A 23,221-nucleotide genomic window follows, 5' to 3' on the forward strand; every position below is an offset into this window, starting at 1 on the left:
CTCGCCGTGGGTGAGCCCTGGGACGCCCACCAGCCGGGCGTGCTGGAGCTGCCCTCGGGGCGGCTGGTGCGGGGGCGCGCGCTGCGCCGGCCGCTGCCTCCCGGCCCGGTGCCCGAGCTTGGCGTGTACCTGCTGGGCCACGAGCCGCAGCCGACTCCGTGGCCCTCGCGCTGGGTGCGCTGGCCGGACTTCGGGCTGCCTCGCGACCGCGAAACCGCGCGCCAGGCCCTGGTGCAGGCGTGGGAGCAGAGCCCGCACGTGCGGGTGGAGATCGGCTGCGGCGGCGGGCGCGGGCGCACCGGCACCGCGCTGGCCTGTCTCGCCGTGCTCGACGGGGTGCCGCCCACCGAGGCGGTGCGCTACGTGCGCACCCACTACCACCGCCGGGCGGTGGAGACGCCGTGGCAGCGGGGCTACGTGCAACGCTTCGCCCCCGCGGGGTGAGGACCGGTGAGCCGGGTGCTCCGGCCCGCGGCGGTACGGGCAGAGTGGGGGCCGTGCACCCGGAAGACCCCGCTGATCGCCCCGTCCTGCTCGCCGTGGACGGCAACTCGCTGATCCACCGCTCCTACCACGCGCTCAAGCACTCCGAGCTGCGTGCCGCCGACGGCTCCCCCACCTGGGCGCTGAAGGGCCTGCTGTCGCAGCTGGTCGGCGGAGTGCGCCGGGTGGGCGCCGACGCGGTGGTGGTGGGCCTGGACGACTCCACCAGCAACGTGCGCAAGACGCGCTACCCCGCCTACAAGGCGCACCGAGCCGACAAGCCGGAGGACCTGCTGGTGCAGCTGGCCGCGGCGGGACCGCTGCTGAACGCGGCCGGCGTGCACACCGTCGTCGCCCCGGGCATGGAGGCCGACGACGTGGTGGCGTCAGCGGCGGCGCACGCGGCTGTCGCCGGGTGGGACACCGTGGTGATGACCTCGGACCGGGACGCCTTCGCCCTGGTGTCCGACACGTGCAAGGTGCTGCGCCTGATCAACGGCGGGGTGGACGCCTCACCACTGCTCAACCGGCAGCGCATGCACATCCTCAACGGCGTGCACCCGCACCAGTACCGCGACTACGCCGCCATGCGCGGGGACACCTCCGACAACCTGCCCGGCATCCGTGGGGTGGGCCCCAAGAGCGCGGTGAAGCTGCTCGCCGAGTTCGACACCGTGGAGCAGGCCTTCGCCGACGTCGACGACAACGACGGGCTGCGGGTGGCCAAGGCCGCCGGACAGTCCATGGTGGCCAAGCTGCGCGACGCCGACTCCCGGGCGGCCTACCGGCGCAACGTCGAGCTGATGACGATGGCCACCGACCTCGAGCTGGGCCTGGCGCTGTCGGCCGTGGACGGCGCCGGACGGCTGCCGGTGGCGGAGGACGCCCTGCGCGCCGCGCTCGCTGACGCGCAGCTGGGCGCGATGGCCGAGAGCGCGGCGGTGGCGCTGGCGCACTGCGAGCCGCGTCCCCGCTTCATCCAGGCTGGCCCCGCCAGCCAGGGCGCGCCGCACCCGGCGGAGGCTCCCCCAGTCCGCACCCGCACCCGCGCCACGGCCCGTGCACCGGAGCCGGAGAGCCTGCAGCTCAGCCTGTTCGGCTAGCGCGCCGCCATGGCCCAGCCCAGCCGGTGGCGCAGCGTCAGCGGTGCGCCTCGGTGAGGCGGCCGTTGGTGGGCGCGCGGCTGACGCCCGCCTCGGTGCGGGCCGCCAGCAGCGCGGCATCCACCAGGCGCCCCACCAGGGCGGTCACCCGCGGCACCGGCCACTGCGGTCGCACCAGGTGGCTGAGGGTGAGCCGCACGATGGCGTCGACCAGCTCGTGCAGCTCGTCGGTGGAGCCGGCCAGCCCGGACCAGTGCTCGTCGGCGAAGGTCGTCAGCATCATCACCGAGCTGTCCAGCACGGGTGCCGACCGGATGGTGAGCAGGGGCAGCAGGCCGTCAGCCTTGCCGTGCGCCGCCGAGATGATGGCCCGCAGCAGCGGGTTCTCCTCTCCCATCCGCAGCGCGGAGTCCACCGCCGCCATCGTCGCCGTCGTCATGTCCTCGGGGTGGCTGAGCAGCTGCAGCTGCACGGTGTCCAGGAATCGCCGGGTCTCCCTGGCGACCAGCGCCACCGCCAGCTTGTCCTTGCTGCCCAGCTCGTTGTAGACGCTCTGCCTGCTCACCTGCACCGCCGAGGCCAGCCGGCCCATCGTCACCGCCGACCAGCCCTCGTCGATGACGATGGCGGCGGTGGCGTCCAGGAGCAGGTCGCGGCGCTTCGTCCTGGTCGATCCACGCGCGTCAGCGGGAGTCATGGCGCGACGTTAGCGTGAACTGGCGGTTAGTGATGCATTTCACGGCCGCTGTTTTTCTAGCCCCGGTTCAACAACCCGAGCAGAGCGCTGGTGACCCGTCGCCGGGGCAGGCCCAGGAGTCCCTGCTCGCCCAGTGCCGCCTTGGCCGCGTTGAGGCCGCACACCCCGTGCACCCCGCCGCCGGGGTGGGCACCCGCACTCCCCAGGTACAGACCGGAGATCGGGGTCTCGGCCCGGCCCAGGCCGGGGGTCGGCCGGAAGATCAGCTGCTGCTGCAGCTGCGCGGTGCCCCCGTTGACGGTGCCGAAGAGCAGGTTGGCGTCCGCGCCGGCGAGGTCGCTGGGCTTCTGCACCAAGCGGCCCACCACCTGCCGGGCGAAGCCGGGGGCGTGCGCCTCCAGCACCTCGTCCATCCGCTGGGCCAGGGTCTCGGCGGAGTCGTCGTCGGTGACCTCCCGCGGCAGGTGGCTGTAGGCCCAGGCACTCTCGGTGCCCTCGGGCGAGCGGGTGGCGTCAGCGGTGGTCATCTGCCCGAACAGCATGAACGGGGTGCGCGGCACCACCTCCGTGTTGAGGTCGGCCATCCACTGCACCAGGCCGCGCTCGTCGGCGCCCAGGTGCACCGTGCCGGCGCCGTGCAGGCCCCGGGCCCGCCACGGGATGGGCGCGTCCAGCGCGTAGTTGACCTTGACCACCGGGGTGTCCCACTCGAAGTGCTCAAGATCGCGCAACAGCCGCGGGGGCACCACTGCGGCGGGCAGCAGGTCGCGGTAGAGGCTCAGCGCCGACGTGTCGGCGATGACGGCCCGGCGCGCCCGTACCTGCATCCCCTCCGCGGTGCGCACCCCCACGGCCCGGCCACCGCGCACCTCGATGGCCTCCACGTGCTGCCCGGTGTGCACCTGCACGCCCACCGACTCTCCGCGGCGGGCCATGGTCGCGGTCAGCTCGCCGGCCCCGCCCACCGGCACGGGAAAGCCGACGTCCTGGGCCAGCATCGTCATGAGGAAGCCGAAGGCGCCGCTCACCGGCGCGTCCACCGGGACGTCGGCGTGCATCGCGTTGCCCAGCAGCAGCAGCCGAGCCGCCTCGCTGTGGAAGAGCTCACGACCCATCCGCCGGGCCGGCAGCAGCATGAAGCGCAGGAACCGCAGCGTCTCGGCCGGGCCCAGGCTGGCCAGCATCGCGGTGGGGCCCTGCACCGGTGGGAACGGCCGGAACAAGGTGTCCAGCAACGGCTGGCGAATCTGCTGCCAGCGCTCCACCAGCTCCAGCCACGCCTTGCCGTCACGGGCGTCGTGCTGGGCCAGGCCGTCGGCGGTGCGCTGCGGGTCGCGGTGCAGCACCACGCCCTCGGTGTCGTCGGGGCCGGTGGGGTGCGCCACCACCGTGGGCGCGTGGGTCCAGATCAGGCCGTGCTGCTCGAGCTCCATTGCGGTGATGGCTGGCGACGCCGCGCCCAGCGGGTAGAACGCGCTGAACAGGTCGCTGGTGTAACCAGGGACCAGCTCGGCGGAGCGCACCGCTCCCCCGACGTCGTCGTTGCCCTCGAGCACCACCACGTCCCAGCCCGCGTCAGCGAGCGCCGCGGCGGCCACCAACCCGTGGTGCCCGGCTCCGACGATGACCGCATCCGCTGTTGTGGTGACCACCCGGTCAGTTTCCCAGAAGGTCGTTCAAGTCGTCGGCGTGTTCCTCCTCCTCCTCCAGGATCGACTCCATCAGGCGGCGCGTGGTGGGGTCGCGGTCACCGATCCAGCGGGCGATCTCCTGGTAGGAGGTGATGACGATGCACTCGGCGACGAGGTTCTCCTCCAGCATGCGGGTGAGGTCGTTGTCCTCGGTCTCCACGTACTGGGTGTGCGAGCGCTCGCGCAGGGTCACGGGGTCGAAGTCGGGGTTGCCGCCCAGCTGGCTGATCCGCTCCGCCGCCCGCAGGCCGTGCTTCATCTCGTCGGCGGCGTGCTCGGTGAACTCCGCGGCAACCTGGGCCCGGTCCACGCCAGTGGCCACGATGGCGTGCTGGGTGTAGCGCAGGTAGCAGACGATCTCGGTGGCCACCACCTGGTTGAGGATGTCGATCAGGTTGTCCCGGTCGATCATGTTGCCCTCGGTGACCGCGCCGGCGGCCATCCTTGCGCGGGCGTCGTCGCGGATCCTGGTCACGTCCAGGGCGAACTGGTTGGCCATCGCGGTCTCCTGAGGGTCGGTCCGACGGACGCCTCGCCTCCATCGTGCAGCCGGACCCAGCGGTGCGCTGAACGGACGTGCTCGTCACGCTGTGCACGGGCCGCGGCCGTCCTGCGGTCACGCCCTGTGACCGGGAAAAACTACCGGGTTCGGAGGTCGTTTCTTCGTCTACGATCAGCACCCAACGCGGGGATGGGGCGCGGGCGAGCGAGCGAAGGAAATGAGTCGGGCATGACGAACGGGATCCACCTCGCCTCGGACGAGCTGGGGCGCCTGCTGGCTGCTCGACCCAAGGAGATGGCCGACGTCCTGAGCACGCTGCGGCATCCCGTGCACACCAACGACGACCTGCTCGACCTGCTCACCGCCACCGCCCACCTCGCGGTGCGGCTGATCGACGGGGCGGACTGGAGCGGCGTCACGGCGCAGTTCGACAAGAGTGCCTTCACCGCCGCCCTCACCGACGAGCGCGTGCAGGCGGTGGACGACGCGCAGTACCACCTCGACGACGGCCCGTGCCTGCAGGCGATGCGCACCTGCAGCGTGGTGTGCATGAGCGCACGGGACGTGCAGCGCGAGTTCCCGGCGATGGCGGAGCCTGCGCGTGCGGCCGGGGTCCACTCCTTCCTCGCCGCGCCCCTGGTGGCCGAGGGTGTGGCGATCGGCGCGCTCAACCTCTACAGCGCCGAGGAGCACGGCTTCGAGGGCACCGACCAGGACTTCATCGCCGCCCTGGTCGAGCACGCCGGCCGTGGGCTCACCGAGTACGCCACGGTGCACTCCGCCAACCAGCTCGCCGCCCAGCTCCAGCACTCCATCCAGACCCGTGCCCCCATCGAGCAGGCCAAGGGCATCCTGATGGCCGTGCACCAGATCGGCCCCGACGCGGCGTTCGAGGTGCTGCGCGAGCGCTCGATGAAGCGGAACATCAAGCTGCGCGACGTCGCCATCTCCTTCATCGCCGAGATCGCAGCTGCCACAGCGACATCGGAGTCGGCCCAGTAGCTTCGAGGTCGACCTGTCCAACGAGAGCCCGCACCGGTTGCTGCCGTGTGGGGAGGAGGAGACCCATGGCTGACGCCGACCGGGCCGGTGTGTTGCTCGACATCGACGGCACGCTGCTGGACAGCACGTACCACCACGGTCTGGCGTGGCTGCGGGCCTTCCAGCGCAACGGCCACCCCGAGGTGACCGCCGCCCAGGCGCACCGGGCGATCGGGCTGGGCGACGACCAGCTGGTGCCGCACCTGATCGGCAGCTCCGACTCCGCCCTCGCCGAGGCGCACTCCACCGAGTACGAGAAGCTGAAGGACGAGGTGCGCGCCCTGCCCGGCGCCGCCGACCTGCTCGCCCGGTGCGCGCAGGCGAACCTGCGGGTGGCCCTGGCGACCAGCGGCAAGGCGAAGGACCTCGACTGGATGCTCCCGCGCATCGGCGGCGCCGAGCACGTCGAGGCCACCATCACCTCCGAGGACGTCGAGGACACCAAGCCCGAGCCGGACTTGCTGCAGACCGCCGTGGACACCCTGGGGCTGGCCGCCGAGCGAGCCGTCACCATCGGCGACTCCGTCTGGGACGGCGAGGCCGCGGCCAGGGCGGGCGTCCGGTTCATCGGTGTGCTCAGCGGCGGGTTCGCCGAGTCCGAGCTGCGCGAGGCCGGGGCGGTGGAGGTCTACCGGGACGCCGCCGACCTGGTGGAGCACTTCGACCAGTCGCTGCTGAGCAGCCTGTAGCCGGCCCGATCACCCGGCGCTGGGCGCACGGGGCTGCACAACGGTGCAGGCATGCGCCACAATCGGCGCATGCGATCACTGTGGAAGGGTGCCATCTCCTTCGGTCTGGTCTCGATTGCGGTGCGGCTGTACACCGCAACGGATGAGCACGACTTCCGCCTGCACCAGGTGCACGAAGCCGACCAAGGCCGCATTCGGTACAAGAAGGTCTGCTCGGTGTGCGGCGAGGAGGTCCCCTACGACCAGATCGCCAAGGCCTACGAGATGGAGGACGGGCGGATGGTGGTGCTCGACCAGGCCGAGCTGTCCAACCTCCCGGTGAGCACCGACCGCGCCATCGACGTGCTGGAATTCGTGGACGGCGCCGACGTGGACCCCATCTTCTTCCAGAAGAGCTACTACGTGGAGCCTGACCCGGCCGCCGAGCGGCCCTACGTGCTGCTGCGCCAGGCGCTGATCGACTCCGGCAAGATGGCGATGGTCAAGATCACCCTGCGCCAGCGCGAGTCGCTGGCCATGCTGCGCGCCCGCGAGGACGTGCTGGTGCTGCACACCATGATGTGGCCCGACGAGATCCGCAAGCCCGAGTTCGCGTTCCTGCAGAAGGACATCGGGGTGCGCAAGAACGAGCTGGCGATGGCGGAGTCGCTGGTGGAGACGATGTCGGGCGACTTCGAGCCGGAGGAGTTCCACGACGACTACCGCGACGCCATGGCGGCCCTGATCGAGGCCAAGGCCGAGGGGGCCGAGCTGCCGGAGGCCGAGGAGCCCAAGGAGTCGGCTCAGGTGGTGGACCTGATGACCGCGCTGCAGCGCAGCATCGACCGCTCCAAGCCCAAGGCAGTAGGCGCGGGCAAGGCCGCCGACCAGGAGACCGACGCGGACACGGACACCGGGAAGGGCGCCGACACCGAGCCCGACGCCAAGCCTGCCCGCAAGAGCCCGGCCAAGAAGAGCACCGCCAAGGCAGCCCCGGCGAAGAGCAAGAAGGCCAGCGCCGCGGAAGCCGACGCCGACACTGACGCTGACGCAGCCGAGACGAGCGCCGGGGAGACGAGCGCTGGGGAGACGAGCGCTGGGGAGACGAGCGCTGGGAAGACGAGCGCTGGGAAGAAGCCGGCCGCCAAGAAGGCCGCTCCGGCCAAGACCGCCGCGGCCAAGAAGTCCAGCCCGCGCAAGCGCAGTGCCTGAGTCCGACCAGCTCGACCGCTACCGCGCCAAGCGCGACACGGCCAGGACGCCGGAGCCGATGGGTGAGCAGGCCCAGGTCGGCGTGGGCGGCGACGAGACCGGGCCGATCTTCGTGGTGCAGGAGCACCACGCCAGCTCGCTGCACTGGGACCTGCGTTTGGAGCACGATGGCGTGCTCGCCTCGTGGGCGGTGCCCAAGGGCGTGCCGCCGGGCCCGGGCGTGCAGCGCCTGGCCGTGCAGACCGAGGACCACCCGCTGTCCTACGCCCAGTTCGAGGGCGAGATCCCGGCGAACGAGTACGGCGGTGGCTGGATGCGCGTCACCGACCGCGGTCCGGTGGAGATCACCGCGTGGGGACCCAAGAAGGTGGAGTTCACCCTGCACGGGCAGGTGCTGCAGGGCCGCTACGCCTTGTCGCACCGGCCGGGCGAGAAGAGCGACCAGTGGACGCTGCGCCGCCGCGACGCCCCCACCGACCCCGACTACGAGCCCCTCCCCGAGGAGCTCCCCCCCATGCTCGCCGTTCCGGGCGAGCCACCCACGCGCGGCAGCTGGTTCTACGAGGTCAAGTGGGACGGCTACCGGGCGCTGGCCCGGGTGGAGGGCGGCCGGGTGAAGCTGCTCAGCCGCTCCGGCCAGGACCTCACCAAGCCGGTGCACGGCATCGCCGGGCTGGGCGAGGCGCTGGCCGGCCACGAGGTGCTGCTGGACGGGGAGCTGGTGGTGCTGGGTCCCGACGGACGGCCGGACTTCGGGCTGCTGCAGCAGCTGGCCGGCACCAAGACCGGCAGCACGCCGCGCACCAAGAGCATCGCCGGGGCAGCCATCACCTACCTGATCTTCGACCTGCTGCACCTGGACGGCCGGTCGTTGCTGCGCCGCCCGCTGTCGGAGCGGCGCGAGCTGCTGGACTCGCTGGAGCTGGCCGGGCCGGTGTGGTCGGTGCCGCCCCCGCTGACCGGTGACGCAGCGGACGTGGTGGCGGCCGTGCGTGCGCAGGGGCTGGAAGGGGTGATGGCCAAGAACACCGCCAGCCACTACCTGCCCGGGCGGCGCAGCGAGCAGTGGCTCAAGCTGGTGAACCTGCGCAAGGCCGACGTGGTGATCGGCGGGTGGCAGCCGGGAAACGGTCGCCGCGCCGACGGCCTGGGCGCGCTGCTGCTCGGGGTGCGGACCGACGACGGGAGCCTGCGGTACGTGGGCAACGTGGGCACCGGCTTCACCGACCGGGCGCTGCGCGAGCTGCACGAGCGGCTGCAGCCACTGGCCGCGGACACCTCGCCGTTCGCCGGTCCGCTGTCCCCGGCGCGGCGGCGCACCGCGCGCTGGGTGCGGCCGGAGCTGACCGGTGAGGTGGAGTTCGCCACGTGGACCGGTGACGGCATGCTGCGCCAGCCGCGGTGGAGGGGGTTGCTCGATGAGTGAGGCCCGAGATGAGTGAGGCCCAGTCGGTGTCCTTCGGCGGACGCACCCTGCGCCTGTCCAACCTGGACAAGGAGCTCTACCCCGACGGCTTCACCAAGGCTGAGGTGATCTCCTACTACGCCGGCATCGCCGAGGCGTTGCTGCCGCACGTGCGTGACCGCCCGGTGAGCCTGTTCCGCTGGCCCAACGGCACCGGCGCCAAGAGCTTCGTGCACAAGAACGTGGCCGCCGACGCCCCGGACTGGCTGCGCACCGAGGAGGTGCACGGCAAGGGCTCCGACGCCGTCACCTACGCGGTGCTGGACGAGCCGGCGGCCCTGGTGTGGGCGGCCAACCTGGCCGGTCTGGAGCTGCACGTGCCGCAGTGGCGCTTCGCTGGTGCGGGTTCAGCCGAGCACCCCGCCGAGGCGCTGCCGCCGGACCTGATGGTCTTCGACCTCGACCCGGGGGCGCCGGCCGACGTCGTGGACTGCTGCGCGGTGGCGCTGCGGGTGCGCGACCTGCTGGCCGAGGACGGGCTGACGGCATGGCCCAAGACCAGCGGCTCCAAGGGTCTGCACCTGCTGGTGCCGGTGCAGACCACCGACAGCGCCACCACCTCCGCCTACGCCAAGCAGCTGGCCCAGGACCTCACCGCCGAGCTGCCCGACACCGTGCTGTGGCGGATGGCCCGCGAGGCCCGGCCGGGCAAGGTGTTCCTGGACTGGAGCCAGAACAACCCGGCCAAGACCACCGTCGCGCCGTACTCGCTGCGGGGCCGGCCGAGCCCCACGGTGTCCACCCCGCTCACCTGGGACGAGGTGGCCGCGTGCGAGAAGCCTGAGCAGCTGGTGTTCACCGCTCCCGACGTCCTGGCCCGGGTGGCCGAGCTGGGTGACCTGCTGGCCGACCTGGAGTCGAGCGCCCAGCCGCTCCCCGAGCGGGCGAAGCGGCCGTGAGCCCGGCGGAGGGCAGCCGCTACGTGGCCCTGCTGCGCGGCATCAACGTGGGTCGCAACAAGCGGGTGGCCATGGCCGACCTGCGCGAGCTGCTCACCGGCTACGGCCACCAGGCGGTGCGCACCCACCTCAACAGCGGCAACGTGGTGTTCAGCAGCGACCGGCCCGACCCGGCGACGCTGGCCGTGCAGATCGAGCAGGGCCTGGCCGACCAGCTGGGCGTCACCGCGGCCTGCCACGTGCTCACCGGCACCGACCTGCAGGCGGTGGTCGACGGCGACCCGATCGGGCCACGGGCGACCAACGGCTCGCGGTACCTGGCGCACTTCCTGTTCCCGGCGCCGGATCCCGCGCTGCTCGCCGCGCACGACCCGCGCCAGCTGGACCCAGAGAACACCGCGCTGGGCGAGCGGGTGATCTACCAGTGGTGCCCGGACGGCATCTTGCAGGCGCCGCCGGTGGGCGGCTTCGCCGAGAAGCACCTCGGTGTGGCAGCCACGGCGCGGAACTGGAACACCGTCACCAAGCTGGCCACCCTGCTCTGACCCGGCCCCGCTGTGCGCTACTTCGCGACGCGCTCGGCGTGGCGCAGGTTCTGCAGCCGCACCTGGCCCTTGGCCACCAGGTGCCCCTCGCCGTCGGTGATGTGCACCGCCCACAGCTGCTGGGAGCGGCCGCGGTGGATCGGCGTACCCACGGCGGTGAGCACCGCACCCTCCTTGGTGGCGCGGAGGAAGTCGGTGTTGTTGTTCACCCCGACGACCACCCCGGCGTCGCGCAGCCACAAGGTGCCACCCACGCTGGCCACGCTCTCCACCACCGAGCAGAGCACCCCGCCGTGCAGGATGCCGTGCGGCTGCAGCAGCTCCGGGCGCACGGTGAGCTGCGAGCGCACCTCGTCGCCGGTGGCCTCCACCACCGACAGCCCGATCGTGGCGTCGAAGCCCCTCGTCGCCTGGTCGCGCAGCTCTGCTGGAATGCCCGTCGTCGCCACTGGTGCTCCTCGTCGTCGCGCAGGCCACCGACTGACCTGACCCGTCGACCCTGCCATGCGGCTGGCAGGATGCCGATGGGCGCCCTGTCCACCCCAAGTGGGCCGGACTCGCTGACCTGCAGCGTCTCCGCTCGTCGGGCGGCGACTGTTCGCCCGTGCTTGGTTCAGGGGGACGACGACGCTTGCGCCGTCCCTACCAGCTTCCGGAGGACAACCATGATCACCAGGCAGGACCTCGGCACCATCGGCAACGGCACCGTGCACGACGTGGACGGACACAAGATCGGCGCCATCGGGCAGATCTACCTCGACAACTCCACCGGCGAGCCCGCCTGGGTGACGGTGCGCACCGGCCTGTTCGGCACCCGCGACTCGTTCGTGCCGCTCGCCGAGGCCTCCGTGGACGGCGACGACCTGCGGGTGCCCTACCCCAAGTCGATGGTGAAGGACGCCCCCAACGTGGAGGCCGACGGCGAGCTCACGCCGGCGGAGGAGGACCAGCTCTACCGCTACTACGGCGTGGACAACGCCACCGGCCAGGACACCACCACCGGCCAGGCGGCGGGGCAGGACCAGGGTCGGCACGCAGCCCCCGTCGCACCGGGCCACGGCCAGGACGCGGGCCAGCAGCACTCCGGCCAGGATGACCAGCACCGGGACCACTCGGAGCAGGACCGCTCGGAGCAGGGCGAGGAGAGCGGTCGCCGGATCCGGCGCTACCTCGTCACCGAGGAGACCATCGTGCGGCGCGAGGAGATCCCCGACGCCGACGCCCCGGACTCCCACCGCTAGGCACTTCGGACGCAGACACACAGCAGCGTGGCCGCCCCTCCGGACGGCCACGCTGCTGTGTGCAAGGCCTACCGGTCAGGGCTTGAGCAGCACCTTGACCGCGCCGTCCTGCTTCTTCTGGAAGATCTCGTAGGCGTGCGGCGCCTGCTCCAGCGGCAGGGTGTGGGTGGCGAAGGTGTCCACGCCCAACGGGTCGGCGTCGGTGAGCAGCGGCATGATGTCGCCGACCCACCGCTTGACGTTGGCCTGACCCATCCGCAGCTGGATCTGCTTGTCGAACATGGTGATCATCGGCATCGGGTCGGCCGCGCCGCCGTAGACGCCGATCACCGAGATGGTGCCGCCGCGGCGCACGATGTCGATGGCGGAGTACAGCGCGTTGAGCCGGTCCACGCCCGCCTTCTGCATCAGCGGCGCGCCGATGGCGTCGGGCAGCATGCCGACGACCTGCTGGGCCAGCTTGTTGATGGGCGAGCCGTGTGCCTCCATGCCGACGGCGTCGATCACCGCGTCGGTGCCGCGGCCGTCGGTCATGTCCCGGATGACGTCGCCCACGTCCTTGGCGTGCTCACGCAGGTCCACCACCTCGATGCCCCGGGCCCGGGCGCGCTCCAGGCGCTCGGGCACCAGGTCCACGGCGATGACGCGGCTGCCCTGGTGCTGGGCGATGCGGGCGGCCATGTCGCCGATCGGGCCCAGGCCCAGCACGGTGACCGAGCCGCCCTTGGGCACGTCGGCGTAGGCCACCGACTGCCACGCGGTGGGCAGCACGTCGGAGAGGTAGGTGAAGCGCTCGTCGGACGGGCCCTCGGGCACCTTGATGTGAGTGAACTGGGCCTGCGGCACGCGCAGGTACTCCGCCTGCCCGCCGGGGACCTCGCCGTAGAGCTTGGAGAAGCCGAAGAGCGCCGCCCCCGTGCCCTGCTCGCGCACCTGGGTGGTCTCGCACTGGGTGTACAGGTGCCGGTCGCACATGAAGCAGCTGCCACAGGAGATCTGGAAGGGGATGACCACGCGGTCGCCGACCTTGAGGTCGCCGGTCTCGCTGCCGACCTCCTCCACGATTCCCATCGGCTCGTGGCCGAGGATGTCGCCCTGGCCCATGAACGCACCGAGGGTCTCGTACAGGTGCAGGTCCGACCCGCAGATGTTGGTGGTGGTCACCTTGATGATCGCGTCGGTGGGGAGCTCGATCTTGGGATCCGGGACGGTGTCCACTCGGACATCGCGCTTGCCTTGCCAGGTAACGGCTTTCATCGCAATCCTCTCAATGGTGCTGAGGCTGCTCCACTCGGGAGCAAGCTGGTGCGCTGCTGCTCAGCGCTTGGTCCCATGGCACCGTCCGCACGGGGGGTGCGCAACTCGGGGAGAGCCTGGGCACATCTGGGAATGCGCTGCTGGCATGCTGGGCGCGCGAGTGTCAGGCGTCACAAAGGGGGAGAAAGATGCGTTCCACCGTCCGCTGGGCCCTGCAGCACGGGCTGCCCCGCGCGCTGATGCGCCGCGCCGCCGCCGGTGGCGACCTGCAGGCGCGGCTGCTGGCCGACCCCACCACCGCCGCCGCCGAGGACCCGTTCCTGCTGCACGACGAGGTGCGGGCCCAGGGCCCGGTGATCCGCGGGCGCCTCACCTACCTCACCGCTACCCACAGCGTGGTGCGCGACGTGCTGCGCAGCGACGACTTCCGCGCCGGCAACATCTCGGCGGTGTTCCCGTGGCCGCTCAACCGGCTCAACGACTGGGCCCAGGACGCCCGCATCCTGCACCCCATCGAGCCGCCGTCCCTGCTGGCCGTGGAGCCGCCCGAGCACACCCGCTACCGCCGCCAGGTCTCCCGGGTGTTCACCGCCCGGGCGGTGGAGGCGCTGCGCCCGCAGGTGCAGGCCCTGGCCGACGGGCTGCTGGACGACCTCCTCGCCGCGGGCTCCACCAGCGAGATCGACCTGGTGGCCGACTACGCCACCCTGCTGCCGGTCGCGGTGATCGCCGAGATCCTGGGCGTGCCCGCCGCGGAGCGCGCCGAGGTCCTCGGCTACGGCGCCGGTGCGGCCCCCAGCCTGGACATGGGGCTGCCCTGGCGGGAGTTCCGCCACGTGGACGCCTCGCTGCGCGCCTTCGACGCCTGGCTCGGCCGGCACCTGCAGCGGCTGCGCCGCGACCCCGGCGACGACCTGCTCAGCCAGCTGGTCACCCTGACCGACGACGGCGAGCGCCTGAGCGAGACCGAGCTGCGGGCCACCGCCGGGCTGCTGCTGGCCGCCGGCTTCGAGACCACCGTGAACCTGCTCAGCAGCGGCGTGGAGCTGCTGCTGCGCCACCCCGACCAGGTGGCCGTGCTGCGCACCGACCCGAGCCTGTGGGGCAACGCCGTGGAGGAGGTGCTGCGGATGGAGTCCCCCGTGCAGCTGACCGCCCGCAGCGCGGTGCGCGACACCGAGGTGGCCGGGATGGCGGTGCCCGCGGGCCAGCGGGTGGTGACCCTGCTCGGCGGGGCCAACCGCGACCCGGCGGTGTTCACCGACCCGCACACCTTCGACGTGGCTCGGTCCAACGCCCGTGAGCACCTGTCGTTCTCCGGCGGCCGGCACTTCTGCCTGGGTGCCTCGCTGGCGCGGATGGAGGGGGAGATCGGGCTGCGTGCGCTGTTCGAGCGCTTCCCCGACCTGCAGCTCGGCGCTCCCGGGGCCCGGCGGCACACCCGCGTGCTGCGCGGCTGGCAGCAGCTGCCGGTGGTGCTCGGGGCACCCGCGCGGGGCGAGGCGACGGCGCTGCCCGGACCGCCGTCTGACTAGGCTCCGGACAACCACCCGCGCCACAGGAGGACACGTGAGCACTGCCGCTGACACCACCGGAGCTCCCCTTCCGGAGCACGTCGACCCGGACGCGCTGCGCGACGTCCTCGACGGCCGCTGGGCCCACGTCCGCCAGCAGGCGCGCACCCACCTCACCGGCACCAAGTGGGCCCCGGTCTACGGCGAGGACATCGAGGCCGCCCGCACCCGCACCACCGCGCTCGCCCGCGACCTGGCCAAGACCGGCCAGACCGCGCTGGGCTTCAGCAAGGAGCACGGCGGCGGTGACGACCTGGGTGGCTCGGTGGCCTCCATCGAGATGGTCGCGATGACCAACCTGTCGCTGATGGTCAAGGTCGGCGTGCAGTGGGGCCTGTTCGGCGGCGCCGTGCAGGCACTGGGCACCGACGAGCACCACGCGGCCCTGGTGCCCGACATCATCAGCATGGAGCTGCCCGGCTGCTTCGCGATGACCGAGACCGGCCACGGCTCGGACGTGCAGCAGCTGCGCACCACCTGCACCTACGACCCGCAGACCCAGACCTTCGACCTGCACACCCCGCACGAGGCCGCGCGCAAGGACTACATCGGCAACGCCGCCCGGGACGGGCAGATGGCTGTGGTCTTCGCCCAGCTGGTCACCCAGGGCAAGCCCCGCGGCGTGCACGCCTGGGCCGTGCCAATCCGCGACAAGGAGGGCAACCCCGCACCCGGCGTCACCATCACCGACGACGGCTACAAGGAGGGCCTGGCCGGTGTGGACAACGGCCGCCTGAGCTTCGACCACGTCAAGGTCCCCCGCAGCGCGCTGCTCAACCGCTACGGGCAGGTCGCCGAGGACGGCGGGTACACCTCGCCCATCGAGAGCGAGACCGGCCGCTTCTTCACCATGCTCGGCACCCTGGTGCGCGGGCGCGTCAGCGTCGGTGGCGCCTCGGGCAGCGCGGCCAAGGTCGCCCTGGACATCGCGGTGCGCTACGGCGAGACCCGTCGCCAGTTCAGCGCCCCCGGCCGCGACCGGGAGATCGTCATCCTGGACTACCTGGCCCACCAGCGGAAGCTGCTGCCCGCGCTGGCCAAGACCTACGCGCTGCACTTCGCCCAGGAAGAGCTGACGGCGATGATGCACGACGTCCTCACCGCCGGGGACGACGCCGAGCCGGAGGTCAAGCGCGAGCTGGAGTCGCTGGCCGCCGGCCTCAAGGCCACCAACACCTGGCACGCGAACCAGACCATCCAGACCTGCCGCGAGGCCTGCGGCGGTGCCGGCTACCTGGCGGAGAACCAGCTGCCGTTGCTGAAGTCCGACATCGACGTGTTCACCACGTTCGAGGGCGACAACACCGTGCTCATGCAGCTGGTGGCCAAGGGCCTGCTCACCGGCTACGCCGACGACTTCGGCGACCTCTCCGGCTGGGGCAAGGCACAGTTCGCCGCGAACATGGTGGTGGACCAGGTGCTCGAGCGCACCGCGGCCCGCCGCCTGGTGCAGCGCCTCGTCGACGCCGTGCCCGGCAACGACGAAGAGGCCTCGGTCCGCGACCGCGACTGGCAGCTGCACATGTTCGAGGACCGCGAGAAGCACGTGCTGGAGGGCGCGGCCAACCGGCTGCGCCGCGCCGGCGACGAGGACGCCGACGCCTTCGAGGTGTTCAACGACGCCCAGGACCACGTGCTGCGCACCGCCCACGTGCACGTGGAGCGGGTGGTGCTGGAGGCCTTCATCACCGGCATCGACCGCTGCAGCACCGACCCGGAGGCCCGCGCCCTGCTGGAGCGGCTGTGCGACCTCTACGCGCTGCACACCATCGAGGCCGACAAGGGCTGGTTCCTGGAGCACGGCCGGATGAACGCCGCGCGCAGCAAGGCCGTCACCGCCACGGTCAACCAGCTGTGCAAGGAGCTGCGCCCCTACGCGACCACCCTGGTGGACGGCTTCGCCATCCCGCGCGAGTGGATGAACAGCGCCATCGTGCGCGAGGAGCCCGCCCGGCAGGAAGCCATGTGGGAGGAGGACCGTCGCGTCCTCGACCAGGGTCAGCCCGGGGCCGAGGCACCCGGCACGTCCAACACCGCCACCGCCGCCGACGTCCCGCCTGGGCAGTAGGCACCAAGACGTCCGTCTCGCCCGAATAGTCGGGGACGTCACACCGCGGGATGCGGGTACATCCCGCGGTGTGCCGTACTGTCAGTTCAGTCGCACTCGCGACAGATCAATCCACCGGCACACAGTCCCGCCCAAGCTGGCGAAGATGAGCGTGTGTCTGGCTCGTCTCACTGCGTGCTGCATGACAGCTCCCGCTCCGCGACGCGCCGCTGTCCCGGAGAGGTTCTTCCGTGTCTCAGGCTGTCCTGAATACCCCCGCCAACGACGAGTCCGCCGAGAGCGAGCCGACCACGTTCGGCGCCCTCGGCCTTCCCGACGCCCTGGTGAACGCCCTGGCGAAGACGGGCATCACCGCCCCGTCCCCCATCCAGGCGGCGGCGATCCCCGACCTGCTCGCCGGCAAGAACGTGCTCGGCCGCGCGCAGACCGGCTCCGGCAAGACGCTGGCCTTCGGGCTGCCGATGCTCAACCGGCTCGCCTACGGCCCCAACGCCAGCCGCGCACAGGCCAAGCGGCCCCGCGCCCTGGTGCTGGTCCCCACCCGTGAGCTCGCCTTCCAGGTGGTCGACTCCCTGCAGCCCTACGCCGACGCGCTGGGCCTGAGCGTCAAGCCCGCCGTCGGTGGCACCCCCTTCGGCCGCCAGGCCGACCAGCTGCGCCGCGGCGTGGACATCCTGGTCGCCACCCCCGGCCGCCTCGGCGACCACCTGCGCCAGGGCACCTGCATCCTCGACGCCATCGAGATGACCGCGCTGGACGAGGCCGACCAGATGACCGACCTGGGCTTCCTGCCCGAGGTCAAGGCCCTGCTCAGCGCCACCCCGGCGGACGGGCAGCGGCTGATGTTCTCCGCCACCCTGGACCGGGAGATCCAGTCGATCGTGCGGCAGTTCCTGCCCGACCACGTGGAGCACTCCACGCAGGACGGCAAGGCCAGCGTGGACACCATGTCCCACCACGTGCTGCTGGTGGACCGCGGCCAGAAGGACGCTGTGCTCGCCGAGATCGGCGCCCGCAACGGCCGCACCATCATGTTCGCCCGCACCAAGCTCGGCGTCGAGGGCATCACCGACCGGCTGCGCGCCCTGGGCATCCGCGCCGAGTCGCTGCACGGCGGCAAGGCGCAGAACCAGCGCACCCGCGTGCTGGACCGCTTCAAGACCGGCCGCACCCCGGTGCTGGTGGCCACCGACGTCGCCGCCCGCGGCATCCACGTCGACGGCGTCAGCCTGGTCGTGCACGTCGACCCGCCGGCCGACGCCAAGGACTACCTGCACCGCGCCGGCCGCACGGCCCGCGCTGGTGAGTCCGGCACCGTGGTCACCATCGTGCTGCCGAACCAGCGCCGCACGGTGCGCCGCATGACCGGCATCGCCGGCATCGACCCCAAGGCCACCAACGTCTCCCCCGGCTCCTCCGAGCTGAGCGAGATCACCGGTGCGCAGACGCCCAGCGGCGAGCCCCTTCCCGCCCAGGAGCGCGACCGCAGCGAGCGTCCGCGCAGCGGCGGCTACCAGGGCCGCAACCCGCGTCCCGCCGGCAGCGGCTACCAGGGTTCGCGCGACAACGCCCGTGGCCCGCGCCGCGAGGGTGGCTACCAGCGCGAGGGCGGCTTCAACCAGGGCGGCCCCCGTCGGGACGGCGTCCGCCGCGAGGCACCGCGCCGTGACGGCATGGCGGCGCGCCCGGCGGCCGCTCGGCCGGCCGCGGCCCGTCCGGAGCCCACCGCGGGTGGTTTCCGCTCGCGGACCGAGACCCGCTCGTATGATGGCTTCGACGGTCCGGCCCGCAACCAGGATTGAGGACACCATGGCGTCACTGTTTGACAAGGCCGCCGCGTTCGCGCGCAGCCCCAAGGCGCAGCAGGCGGTGAACCAGGCTGTCACCAAGGGCAAGCAGTTCGCCGCGAAGCCTGAGAACAAGCAGAAGATCGACAAGGCCGTCGCGAAGGGCAAGGAGTTCGCGGCCAAGCCGGAGAACAAGCAGAAGATCGAGCAGGTGCGCAAGAAGCTCACCGGCAAGGACCGCCCCACGGGCGCCTAGCCACCAGCGCACACTCAGCCCGGCCCACCGCTACTGGTGGGCCGGGCTGACGTGCTTTGGTGCGTCTGCAAGTACGCCCATGCGCGCCCCAGGGCGTCTGCAACCGCTACCAAGCTGCGCAACCCGCCACCTCCGGGGCTACTTCCGCAGCACGCACCAGGCGCGGTGGCCGGTGGTCGCCGACTGGCTGCTCGACCGGGCAGCAGCCACCCAGCGCCAGCCGTAGCCCGCTCGTCCAGCTCCCCGGCGGGCCCGCGCCCCCAGTCCCGCGCCCCCCAGTCCCGCGCCCCGGCGCCTGCTTGGTAGCGGTTGCCGACGTCGGAGCGCGGTGATGGTGGTACTTGCAGACGCCCCCAGCTCAGTCGAGGAAGATGTCCATCGCCAGCTCGGACTCCTCGCCCGTGGAGTACTGCGACAGGTCCGTCACCCCCGCCGAGGCCAGCACCTCGTCGTCGATCAGCGTCTGCCCGGTGAGCGTGCGCCCAGCAGTGGTGAGCACCACGTGTGCGGCGTCGGCGACGATCTCCGGGCTGCGCGAGCGGGCGATGCTCTCGTCGCCGCCCAGCAGGTTCTGCACCGCGGCGGTGGCGATGATGGTGCGCGGCCACAGCGCGTTGGCGGCGATGCCCTGCTCGGCCAGCTCGGTGGCCCAGCCCAGCGTCAGCAGGGTCATCCCGTACTTGCTCAGCGTGTAGGCCGGGTGCCCGCCCAGCCACTTGGGGTCCATGTTCACCGGCGGCGACAGCGTGAGGATGTGCGGGTTGGTGCCCTGCGCCAGGTGCGGGATGCAGTACTTGGTGAGCAGGAAGGTGCCGCGCACGTTGATCTGCTGCATCAGGTCGAAGCGCTTCATCGGCAGGTCCACCGTGCCGGAGAGGTTGATGGCGCTGGCGTTGTTCACCACCACGTCGATGCCGCCGAACTCGGCGACGGCCTGCTCCACCACCCGCTGCACGTCCTCCTCGTTGCGGACGTCGCCCACCACCGGCAGCGCCTGCCCGCCCGCGGCGCGGATCTCCTCGGCGGCGCTGTAGACGGTGCCGGGCAGCCGTGGGTCGGCCTCTGCGGTCTTGGCCATCAGCGCCACGTTGGCTCCCTCGCGCGCCGCCCGCAGCGCGATGGCCAGCCCGATGCCGCGGCTGCCGCCGGACATCACGATTGTGCGGCCCCGCAGGGAACTTTGGGCCGGCGAACCCGGGGCCTGCGAGCTTGCTGCCTGGTCCGTGTGTCCGTCGCTCGTCATGAACCTCTCCTCACGCTGTGTCTACGGCGTGGGCCCACACCGAGATTCACCGACGGTAGCGGGAAGGAGCAGCCACTAAGGTGGCAGCCATGACTGCTCCGGACAGCCCAGCCTCACCCCGCGCCCAGATCGGTGTCACCGGGTTGGCGGTGATGGGGTCCAACCTCGCCCGCAACCTCGCCCGCCACGGCCACACCGTCGCGGTGCACAACCGCAGCGCCGCCAAGACCGACCGGCTGCTCGCCGAGCACGGCGACGAGGGCGACTTCGTCCGCGCCGACTCCCTGGCGGAGCTGGTCAACAGCCTGGAGAAGCCCCGCCGCGTGCTCATCATGGTGCAGGCCGGCGACCCCACCGACTCGGTGATCAACGACCTGGCCGACCTGATGGAGCCGGGCGACATCATCATCGACGGCGGCAACGCCCTCTACACCGACACCATGCGTCGCGAGGCCGCCATGCGCGAGCGCGACCTGCACTTCGTCGGCACCGGCGTCTCCGGCGGCGAGGAGGGTGCGCTCAACGGCCCGTCGATCATGCCCGGCGGCTCGAAGGAGTCCTACGAGGCGCTCGGACCGCTGCTGGAGTCCATCGCCGCAGAGGTCGACGGCACGCCGTGCTGCGTGCACGTCGGCCCCAACGGTGCCGGCCACTTCGTCAAGATGGTGCACAACGGCATCGAGTACGCCGACATGCAGCTGATCGGCGAGGCCTACGACCTGCTGCGCCACGCCCTCGGCAAGACCCCCGCCGAGATCGCCGCCATCTTCCGCGAGTGGAACGGCGGGGAGCTGGAGAGCTACCTGGTGGAGATCACCGCCGAGGTGCTCGACCACGTGGACGCCAAGACCGGCAAGCCGTTCGTCGACGTGGTGGTGGACGAGGCGGGGCAGAAGGGCACCGGCCGCTGGACGGTGAAGTCCGCGCTCGACCTGGGCATCCCCGTCAGCGGCATCGCCGAGGCGGTGTTCGCCCGCGCGCTGTCCAGCCACACCGACCAGCGCGCCGCCGCCCGCGAGCTCACCGGCGGCACCCTGAGCTGGACGGCCGAGGACGCCGACCAGTTCGTCGAGGACATCCGGCTGGCGCTCTACGCCTCCAAGGTGGTCGCCTACGCCCAGGGCTTCGACCAGATCGCGGCCGGCAGCACCGAGCACGGCTGGGACGTCGACCCGGCCGCCATGGCCACCATCTGGCGCGGCGGCTGCATCATCCGGGCCCGGTTCCTGGACCGCATCCGCGAGGCCTACACCGACAACGCCGAGCTGCCCTCGCTCATCGTCGACCCCTTCTTCCGGGAGGCCGTGGAGAACGCCCAGGACAGCTGGCGCCGCGTGGTGGTCGCCGCCACCCTGCGGGGCATCCCGGTGCCCGGCTTCGCCTCCGCGCTGTCCTACTACGACGCCCTGCGGGCCGAGCGGCTGCCGGCCGCCCTCACCCAGGGCCTGCGTGACTTCTTCGGCGCGCACACCTACGGCCGGGTGGACACCGACGGCAAGTTCCACACCCTCTGGGGCGGTGACCGCTCCGAGCTCCCTGCCTGACCCACCACCCTGCTGAGCAGGGGCTTTCGCAGCGCACGCCCGGTCCCGGCAGCCGCCGGCGACCGGGCGTGTCGCTGAACACCCTCGCCGCGCCGTCACTCTCCGCCCAACGGCCTGTATGATTACCTCAGGCAAGCACGATGATCGTGCTGCTCCAGCGCGGCGTCACCGCCGCGCACTCCCGAGCACTCCGCTGGCGTCAGTCCGGCGATGCTCGGACACATCCGCTGCAACGGCTGATCCAGCTGCTGCGCGACGTCCTCGTGACTGTCCACACCTCGTTGTGTGCCGCCGGGACGTGACCACGTACCGGAGGTACACCCTTGACCACACCGCAGTCCCCGTCCCGCCCCCGCCGACGCTCGGGCCGACGTCCGGCCGGCGCCCCCGCCGCAGCCGAGACCACCGCCACCCCGAGCACCGGTGGCCACGCCGCAGCGGCCCCCCGCACCGCCGCCCCTCGCGCGGCGGCCCCCCGCCGGGCCACCAAGGCCCAGGCTGCACCGGCCACCGCTGCCCCGGCCGCCTCGACCGTGCCCGACCACGACGCGTCCAGCACGCCGACGCCGACCCGCACCTTCGCCGAGATCGGCCTGCCCGAGGCTCTCGTGGCTGCGCTGGTCGCCCAGGGCAAGCCCGCCCCGTTCGCCATCCAGACGGTCACCATCCCCGACTCCCTGGCCGGCCGCGACGTGCTCGGCCGCGCGCAGACCGGCTCGGGCAAGACCCTGGCCTTCGGCCTGCCGATGCTGGCCAAGCTGGCCGGCGCTCGCTCCACCCCGCGCAACCCGCGCGGGCTGGTGCTGGTGCCCACCCGCGAGCTCGCCTCGCAGGTCACCGCTGAGCTGGAGCCGCTCGCCAAGGCCCTGGGCCTGCGCATCGGCACCGTGGTCGGTGGCGTGAACATCGGCCGCCAGGTCAGCCAGCTCGCCGACGGCATCGACCTGCTCGTGGCCACCCCCGGCCGGCTGGCCGACCACGTGCAGCAGCGCACTGCCGGCCTGCAGGACGTGGTCATCACCGCGCTCGACGAGGCCGACCACATGGCCGACATGGGCTTCCTGCCCCAGGTGACCAAGCTGCTGGACAAGACCCCGCGCGGGCAGCGCCTGCTCTTCTCGGCCACCCTCGACGGTGAGGTCGACAAGCTGGTCAAGCGCTACATGACCAACCCCGTGACGCACTCCACCGCGCCGCCGTCGGCCAGCGTCACCACGATGGAGCACCACCTGCTGATGATCGACCCCGACGACAAGAAGAACGTCGTCGCCCACATCGCCGCCCGCGAGGGTCGCACCATCATGTTCGTGCGCACCAAGCACGGCGTGGACCGGCTCGCCAAGCAGCTGCGGGCCACCGGCGCGATGACCGGTGCCCTGCACGGCGGCAAGGCGCAGAACAACCGCACCCGCACGCTGGACGCCTTCAAGGACGGCACCACCCCGGTGCTGGTGGCCACCGACGTCGCCGCCCGCGGCATCCACGTCGACGACGTCAGCCTGGTCGTGCACGTCGACCCGCCGGCCGACCCCAAGGACTACCTGCACCGCGCCGGCCGGACAGCACGGGCCGGCGACCAGGGCATCGTGGTCACCCTGGTCACCCACCCCGAGCGGCGCGAGGTGGAGGCCATGACCCGCAAGGCCGGCGTCAAGGCGATCAGCACCCCGGTGCGCGCCGGTGACACCGACCTGGCCCGGATCACCGGAGCCCGCAGCCCCAGCGGCACCCCGGTGATGGCACCGGCTCCCCCGCAGCAGCAGGTCAGCCGGGCCGGCGGTCGTCGGGGTGGTGTGGGCGGCGGCGCCGCAGCACCGCGCCGCTCCGGCTCCGGGCAGGCCCGCCGCGGCGGTAGCGCCGGCGGTGGCGGTGGCCAGCGCCGCTCCCAGGGCCGCTAGCCCCTCCAGCACCTCGACACCAGGCCGCTCCTGCTCAGCAGGGGCGG

The 23,221-nt window shown here is 72.1% G+C and carries 22 protein-coding genes; 16 read left to right on the forward strand and 6 right to left on the reverse strand.

All coding sequences use genetic code 11. The features are described 5' to 3' along the window. Window positions 1-6: 6 nt before the first annotated feature. On the forward strand, window positions 7-444 hold the full coding sequence (locus AC3YNX_RS13855) for a phosphatase domain-containing protein (protein ID WP_489995822.1): 438 nt from the start codon (window positions 7-9) through the stop codon (window positions 442-444). Window positions 445-497: 53 nt separating this feature from the next. Beyond that, entirely contained in the window at window positions 498-1,586 is a 1,089-nt protein-coding gene (locus tag AC3YNX_RS13860; protein WP_489995823.1) for a 5'-3' exonuclease, read from the forward strand. 37 nt (window positions 1,587-1,623) lie between these two features. Here the strand turns inward: AC3YNX_RS13860 and AC3YNX_RS13865 are convergent, their stop codons facing one another. The 3 genes from AC3YNX_RS13865 to AC3YNX_RS13875 are packed head-to-tail and all read right to left on the reverse strand — an operon-like array spanning window position 1,624 to window position 4,473. After that, window positions 1,624-2,283 (reverse strand): TetR/AcrR family transcriptional regulator, encoded by a 660-nt coding sequence (locus AC3YNX_RS13865; RefSeq protein WP_127782805.1) that lies wholly within the window; start codon window positions 2,281-2,283, stop codon window positions 1,624-1,626. A 56-nt stretch (window positions 2,284-2,339) separates the two neighbouring features. Further along, on the reverse strand, window positions 2,340-3,935 hold the full coding sequence (locus tag AC3YNX_RS13870; RefSeq protein ID WP_489995824.1) for a phytoene desaturase family protein: 1,596 nt from the start codon (window positions 3,933-3,935) through the stop codon (window positions 2,340-2,342). 4 nt (window positions 3,936-3,939) lie between these two features. Further along, window positions 3,940-4,473, reverse strand: a complete 534-nt coding sequence (locus AC3YNX_RS13875; protein ID WP_489995825.1) for a ferritin-like domain-containing protein — start codon at window positions 4,471-4,473, stop codon at window positions 3,940-3,942. Between the two features lie 231 nt (window positions 4,474-4,704). On the opposite strand from AC3YNX_RS13875, the gene AC3YNX_RS13880 reads away from it, so the two are divergent. The 6 genes from AC3YNX_RS13880 (at window position 4,705) to AC3YNX_RS13905 (ending at window position 10,306) form a co-directional block, all read left to right on the forward strand. Continuing rightward, the gene (locus AC3YNX_RS13880; RefSeq protein WP_489983314.1) at window positions 4,705-5,478 is read left to right on the forward strand and encodes an ANTAR domain-containing protein; all 774 of its coding nucleotides are present in this window, start codon (window positions 4,705-4,707) and stop codon (window positions 5,476-5,478) included. A gap of 65 nt (window positions 5,479-5,543) precedes the next feature. Then, window positions 5,544-6,206 (forward strand): HAD family hydrolase, encoded by a 663-nt coding sequence (locus tag AC3YNX_RS13885; protein WP_489995826.1) that lies wholly within the window; start codon window positions 5,544-5,546, stop codon window positions 6,204-6,206. A gap of 69 nt (window positions 6,207-6,275) precedes the next feature. Beyond that, window positions 6,276-7,397 (forward strand): non-homologous end joining protein Ku, encoded by a 1,122-nt coding sequence (ku, locus tag AC3YNX_RS13890; RefSeq protein ID WP_489995827.1) that lies wholly within the window; start codon window positions 6,276-6,278, stop codon window positions 7,395-7,397. Further along, window positions 7,390-8,823 carry a non-homologous end-joining DNA ligase gene (ligD, locus tag AC3YNX_RS13895; RefSeq protein WP_489995828.1) on the forward strand — a complete coding sequence of 478 codons (1,434 nt, stop codon included), beginning with the start codon at window positions 7,390-7,392 and terminating at the stop codon, window positions 8,821-8,823. Before ku ends, ligD (AC3YNX_RS13895) begins: the two co-directional genes overlap by 8 nt. Before the next feature lie 8 nt (window positions 8,824-8,831). Next, the gene (gene ligD / locus AC3YNX_RS13900; protein WP_489995829.1) at window positions 8,832-9,761 is read left to right on the forward strand and encodes a non-homologous end-joining DNA ligase; all 930 of its coding nucleotides are present in this window, start codon (window positions 8,832-8,834) and stop codon (window positions 9,759-9,761) included. Next, a complete protein-coding gene (locus AC3YNX_RS13905) occupies window positions 9,758-10,306 on the forward strand; it encodes a DUF1697 domain-containing protein (protein ID WP_489995830.1) in 549 nt (182 codons plus the stop codon). The genes ligD (AC3YNX_RS13900) and AC3YNX_RS13905 overlap by 4 nt, the downstream gene beginning before the upstream one ends. A 17-nt stretch (window positions 10,307-10,323) precedes the next feature. Here the strand turns inward: AC3YNX_RS13905 and AC3YNX_RS13910 are convergent, their stop codons facing one another. Next, window positions 10,324-10,755: a PaaI family thioesterase gene (locus AC3YNX_RS13910; protein ID WP_489995831.1), complete on the reverse strand. Its 432-nt coding sequence runs from the start codon at window positions 10,753-10,755 to the stop codon at window positions 10,324-10,326. A 216-nt stretch (window positions 10,756-10,971) separates the two neighbouring features. Between AC3YNX_RS13910 and AC3YNX_RS13915 the strand changes: the two genes are divergently transcribed. Then, window positions 10,972-11,547, forward strand: a complete 576-nt coding sequence (locus tag AC3YNX_RS13915; RefSeq protein WP_241249823.1) for a PRC-barrel domain-containing protein — start codon at window positions 10,972-10,974, stop codon at window positions 11,545-11,547. 75 nt (window positions 11,548-11,622) lie between these two features. On the opposite strand, the gene AC3YNX_RS13920 is transcribed toward AC3YNX_RS13915, so the two are convergent. Then, window positions 11,623-12,804, reverse strand: coding sequence for a zinc-dependent alcohol dehydrogenase (locus tag AC3YNX_RS13920; RefSeq protein ID WP_127782795.1), 1,182 nt, complete (start codon window positions 12,802-12,804; stop codon window positions 11,623-11,625). A 188-nt stretch (window positions 12,805-12,992) separates the two neighbouring features. On the opposite strand from AC3YNX_RS13920, the gene AC3YNX_RS13925 reads away from it, so the two are divergent. The 4 genes from AC3YNX_RS13925 to AC3YNX_RS13940 all read left to right on the forward strand — a co-directional run bounded on the left by AC3YNX_RS13925 (window position 12,993) and on the right by AC3YNX_RS13940 (window position 18,489). Next, window positions 12,993-14,339 (forward strand): cytochrome P450, encoded by a 1,347-nt coding sequence (locus AC3YNX_RS13925; protein WP_489995832.1) that lies wholly within the window; start codon window positions 12,993-12,995, stop codon window positions 14,337-14,339. Window positions 14,340-14,373: 34 nt separating this feature from the next. Continuing rightward, complete coding sequence (locus tag AC3YNX_RS13930; protein WP_489995833.1) at window positions 14,374-16,446, forward strand: acyl-CoA dehydrogenase family protein; 2,073 nt, start codon at window positions 14,374-14,376, stop codon at window positions 16,444-16,446. A 230-nt stretch (window positions 16,447-16,676) separates the two neighbouring features. Next, a complete protein-coding gene (locus tag AC3YNX_RS13935) occupies window positions 16,677-18,248 on the forward strand; it encodes a DEAD/DEAH box helicase (protein ID WP_127782792.1) in 1,572 nt (523 codons plus the stop codon). Between the two features lie 7 nt (window positions 18,249-18,255). After that, complete coding sequence (locus AC3YNX_RS13940) at window positions 18,256-18,489, forward strand: hypothetical protein (RefSeq protein WP_127782791.1); 234 nt, start codon at window positions 18,256-18,258, stop codon at window positions 18,487-18,489. A gap of 358 nt (window positions 18,490-18,847) precedes the next feature. Here AC3YNX_RS13940 and AC3YNX_RS13945 read toward each other — a convergent pair whose 3' ends face one another. Then, window positions 18,848-19,732: an SDR family oxidoreductase gene (locus AC3YNX_RS13945; protein WP_489995834.1), complete on the reverse strand. Its 885-nt coding sequence runs from the start codon at window positions 19,730-19,732 to the stop codon at window positions 18,848-18,850. Window positions 19,733-19,821: 89 nt separating this feature from the next. Here AC3YNX_RS13945 and gndA point away from each other — a divergent pair, with 89 nt between their 5' ends. The 3 genes from gndA (at window position 19,822) to AC3YNX_RS13960 (ending at window position 23,174) form a co-directional block, all read left to right on the forward strand. After that, a complete protein-coding gene (gene gndA, locus AC3YNX_RS13950; RefSeq protein WP_127782789.1) occupies window positions 19,822-21,276 on the forward strand; it encodes an NADP-dependent phosphogluconate dehydrogenase in 1,455 nt (484 codons plus the stop codon). 140 nt (window positions 21,277-21,416) lie between these two features. Next, the gene (locus AC3YNX_RS13955; RefSeq protein WP_164860602.1) at window positions 21,417-21,578 is read left to right on the forward strand and encodes a hypothetical protein; all 162 of its coding nucleotides are present in this window, start codon (window positions 21,417-21,419) and stop codon (window positions 21,576-21,578) included. Between the two features lie 231 nt (window positions 21,579-21,809). Further along, complete coding sequence (locus AC3YNX_RS13960) at window positions 21,810-23,174, forward strand: DEAD/DEAH box helicase (protein WP_206518214.1); 1,365 nt, start codon at window positions 21,810-21,812, stop codon at window positions 23,172-23,174. Window positions 23,175-23,221 lie beyond the last annotated feature (47 nt).

This window comes from Rhodococcus sp. Z13_19A (assembly GCF_058133575.1).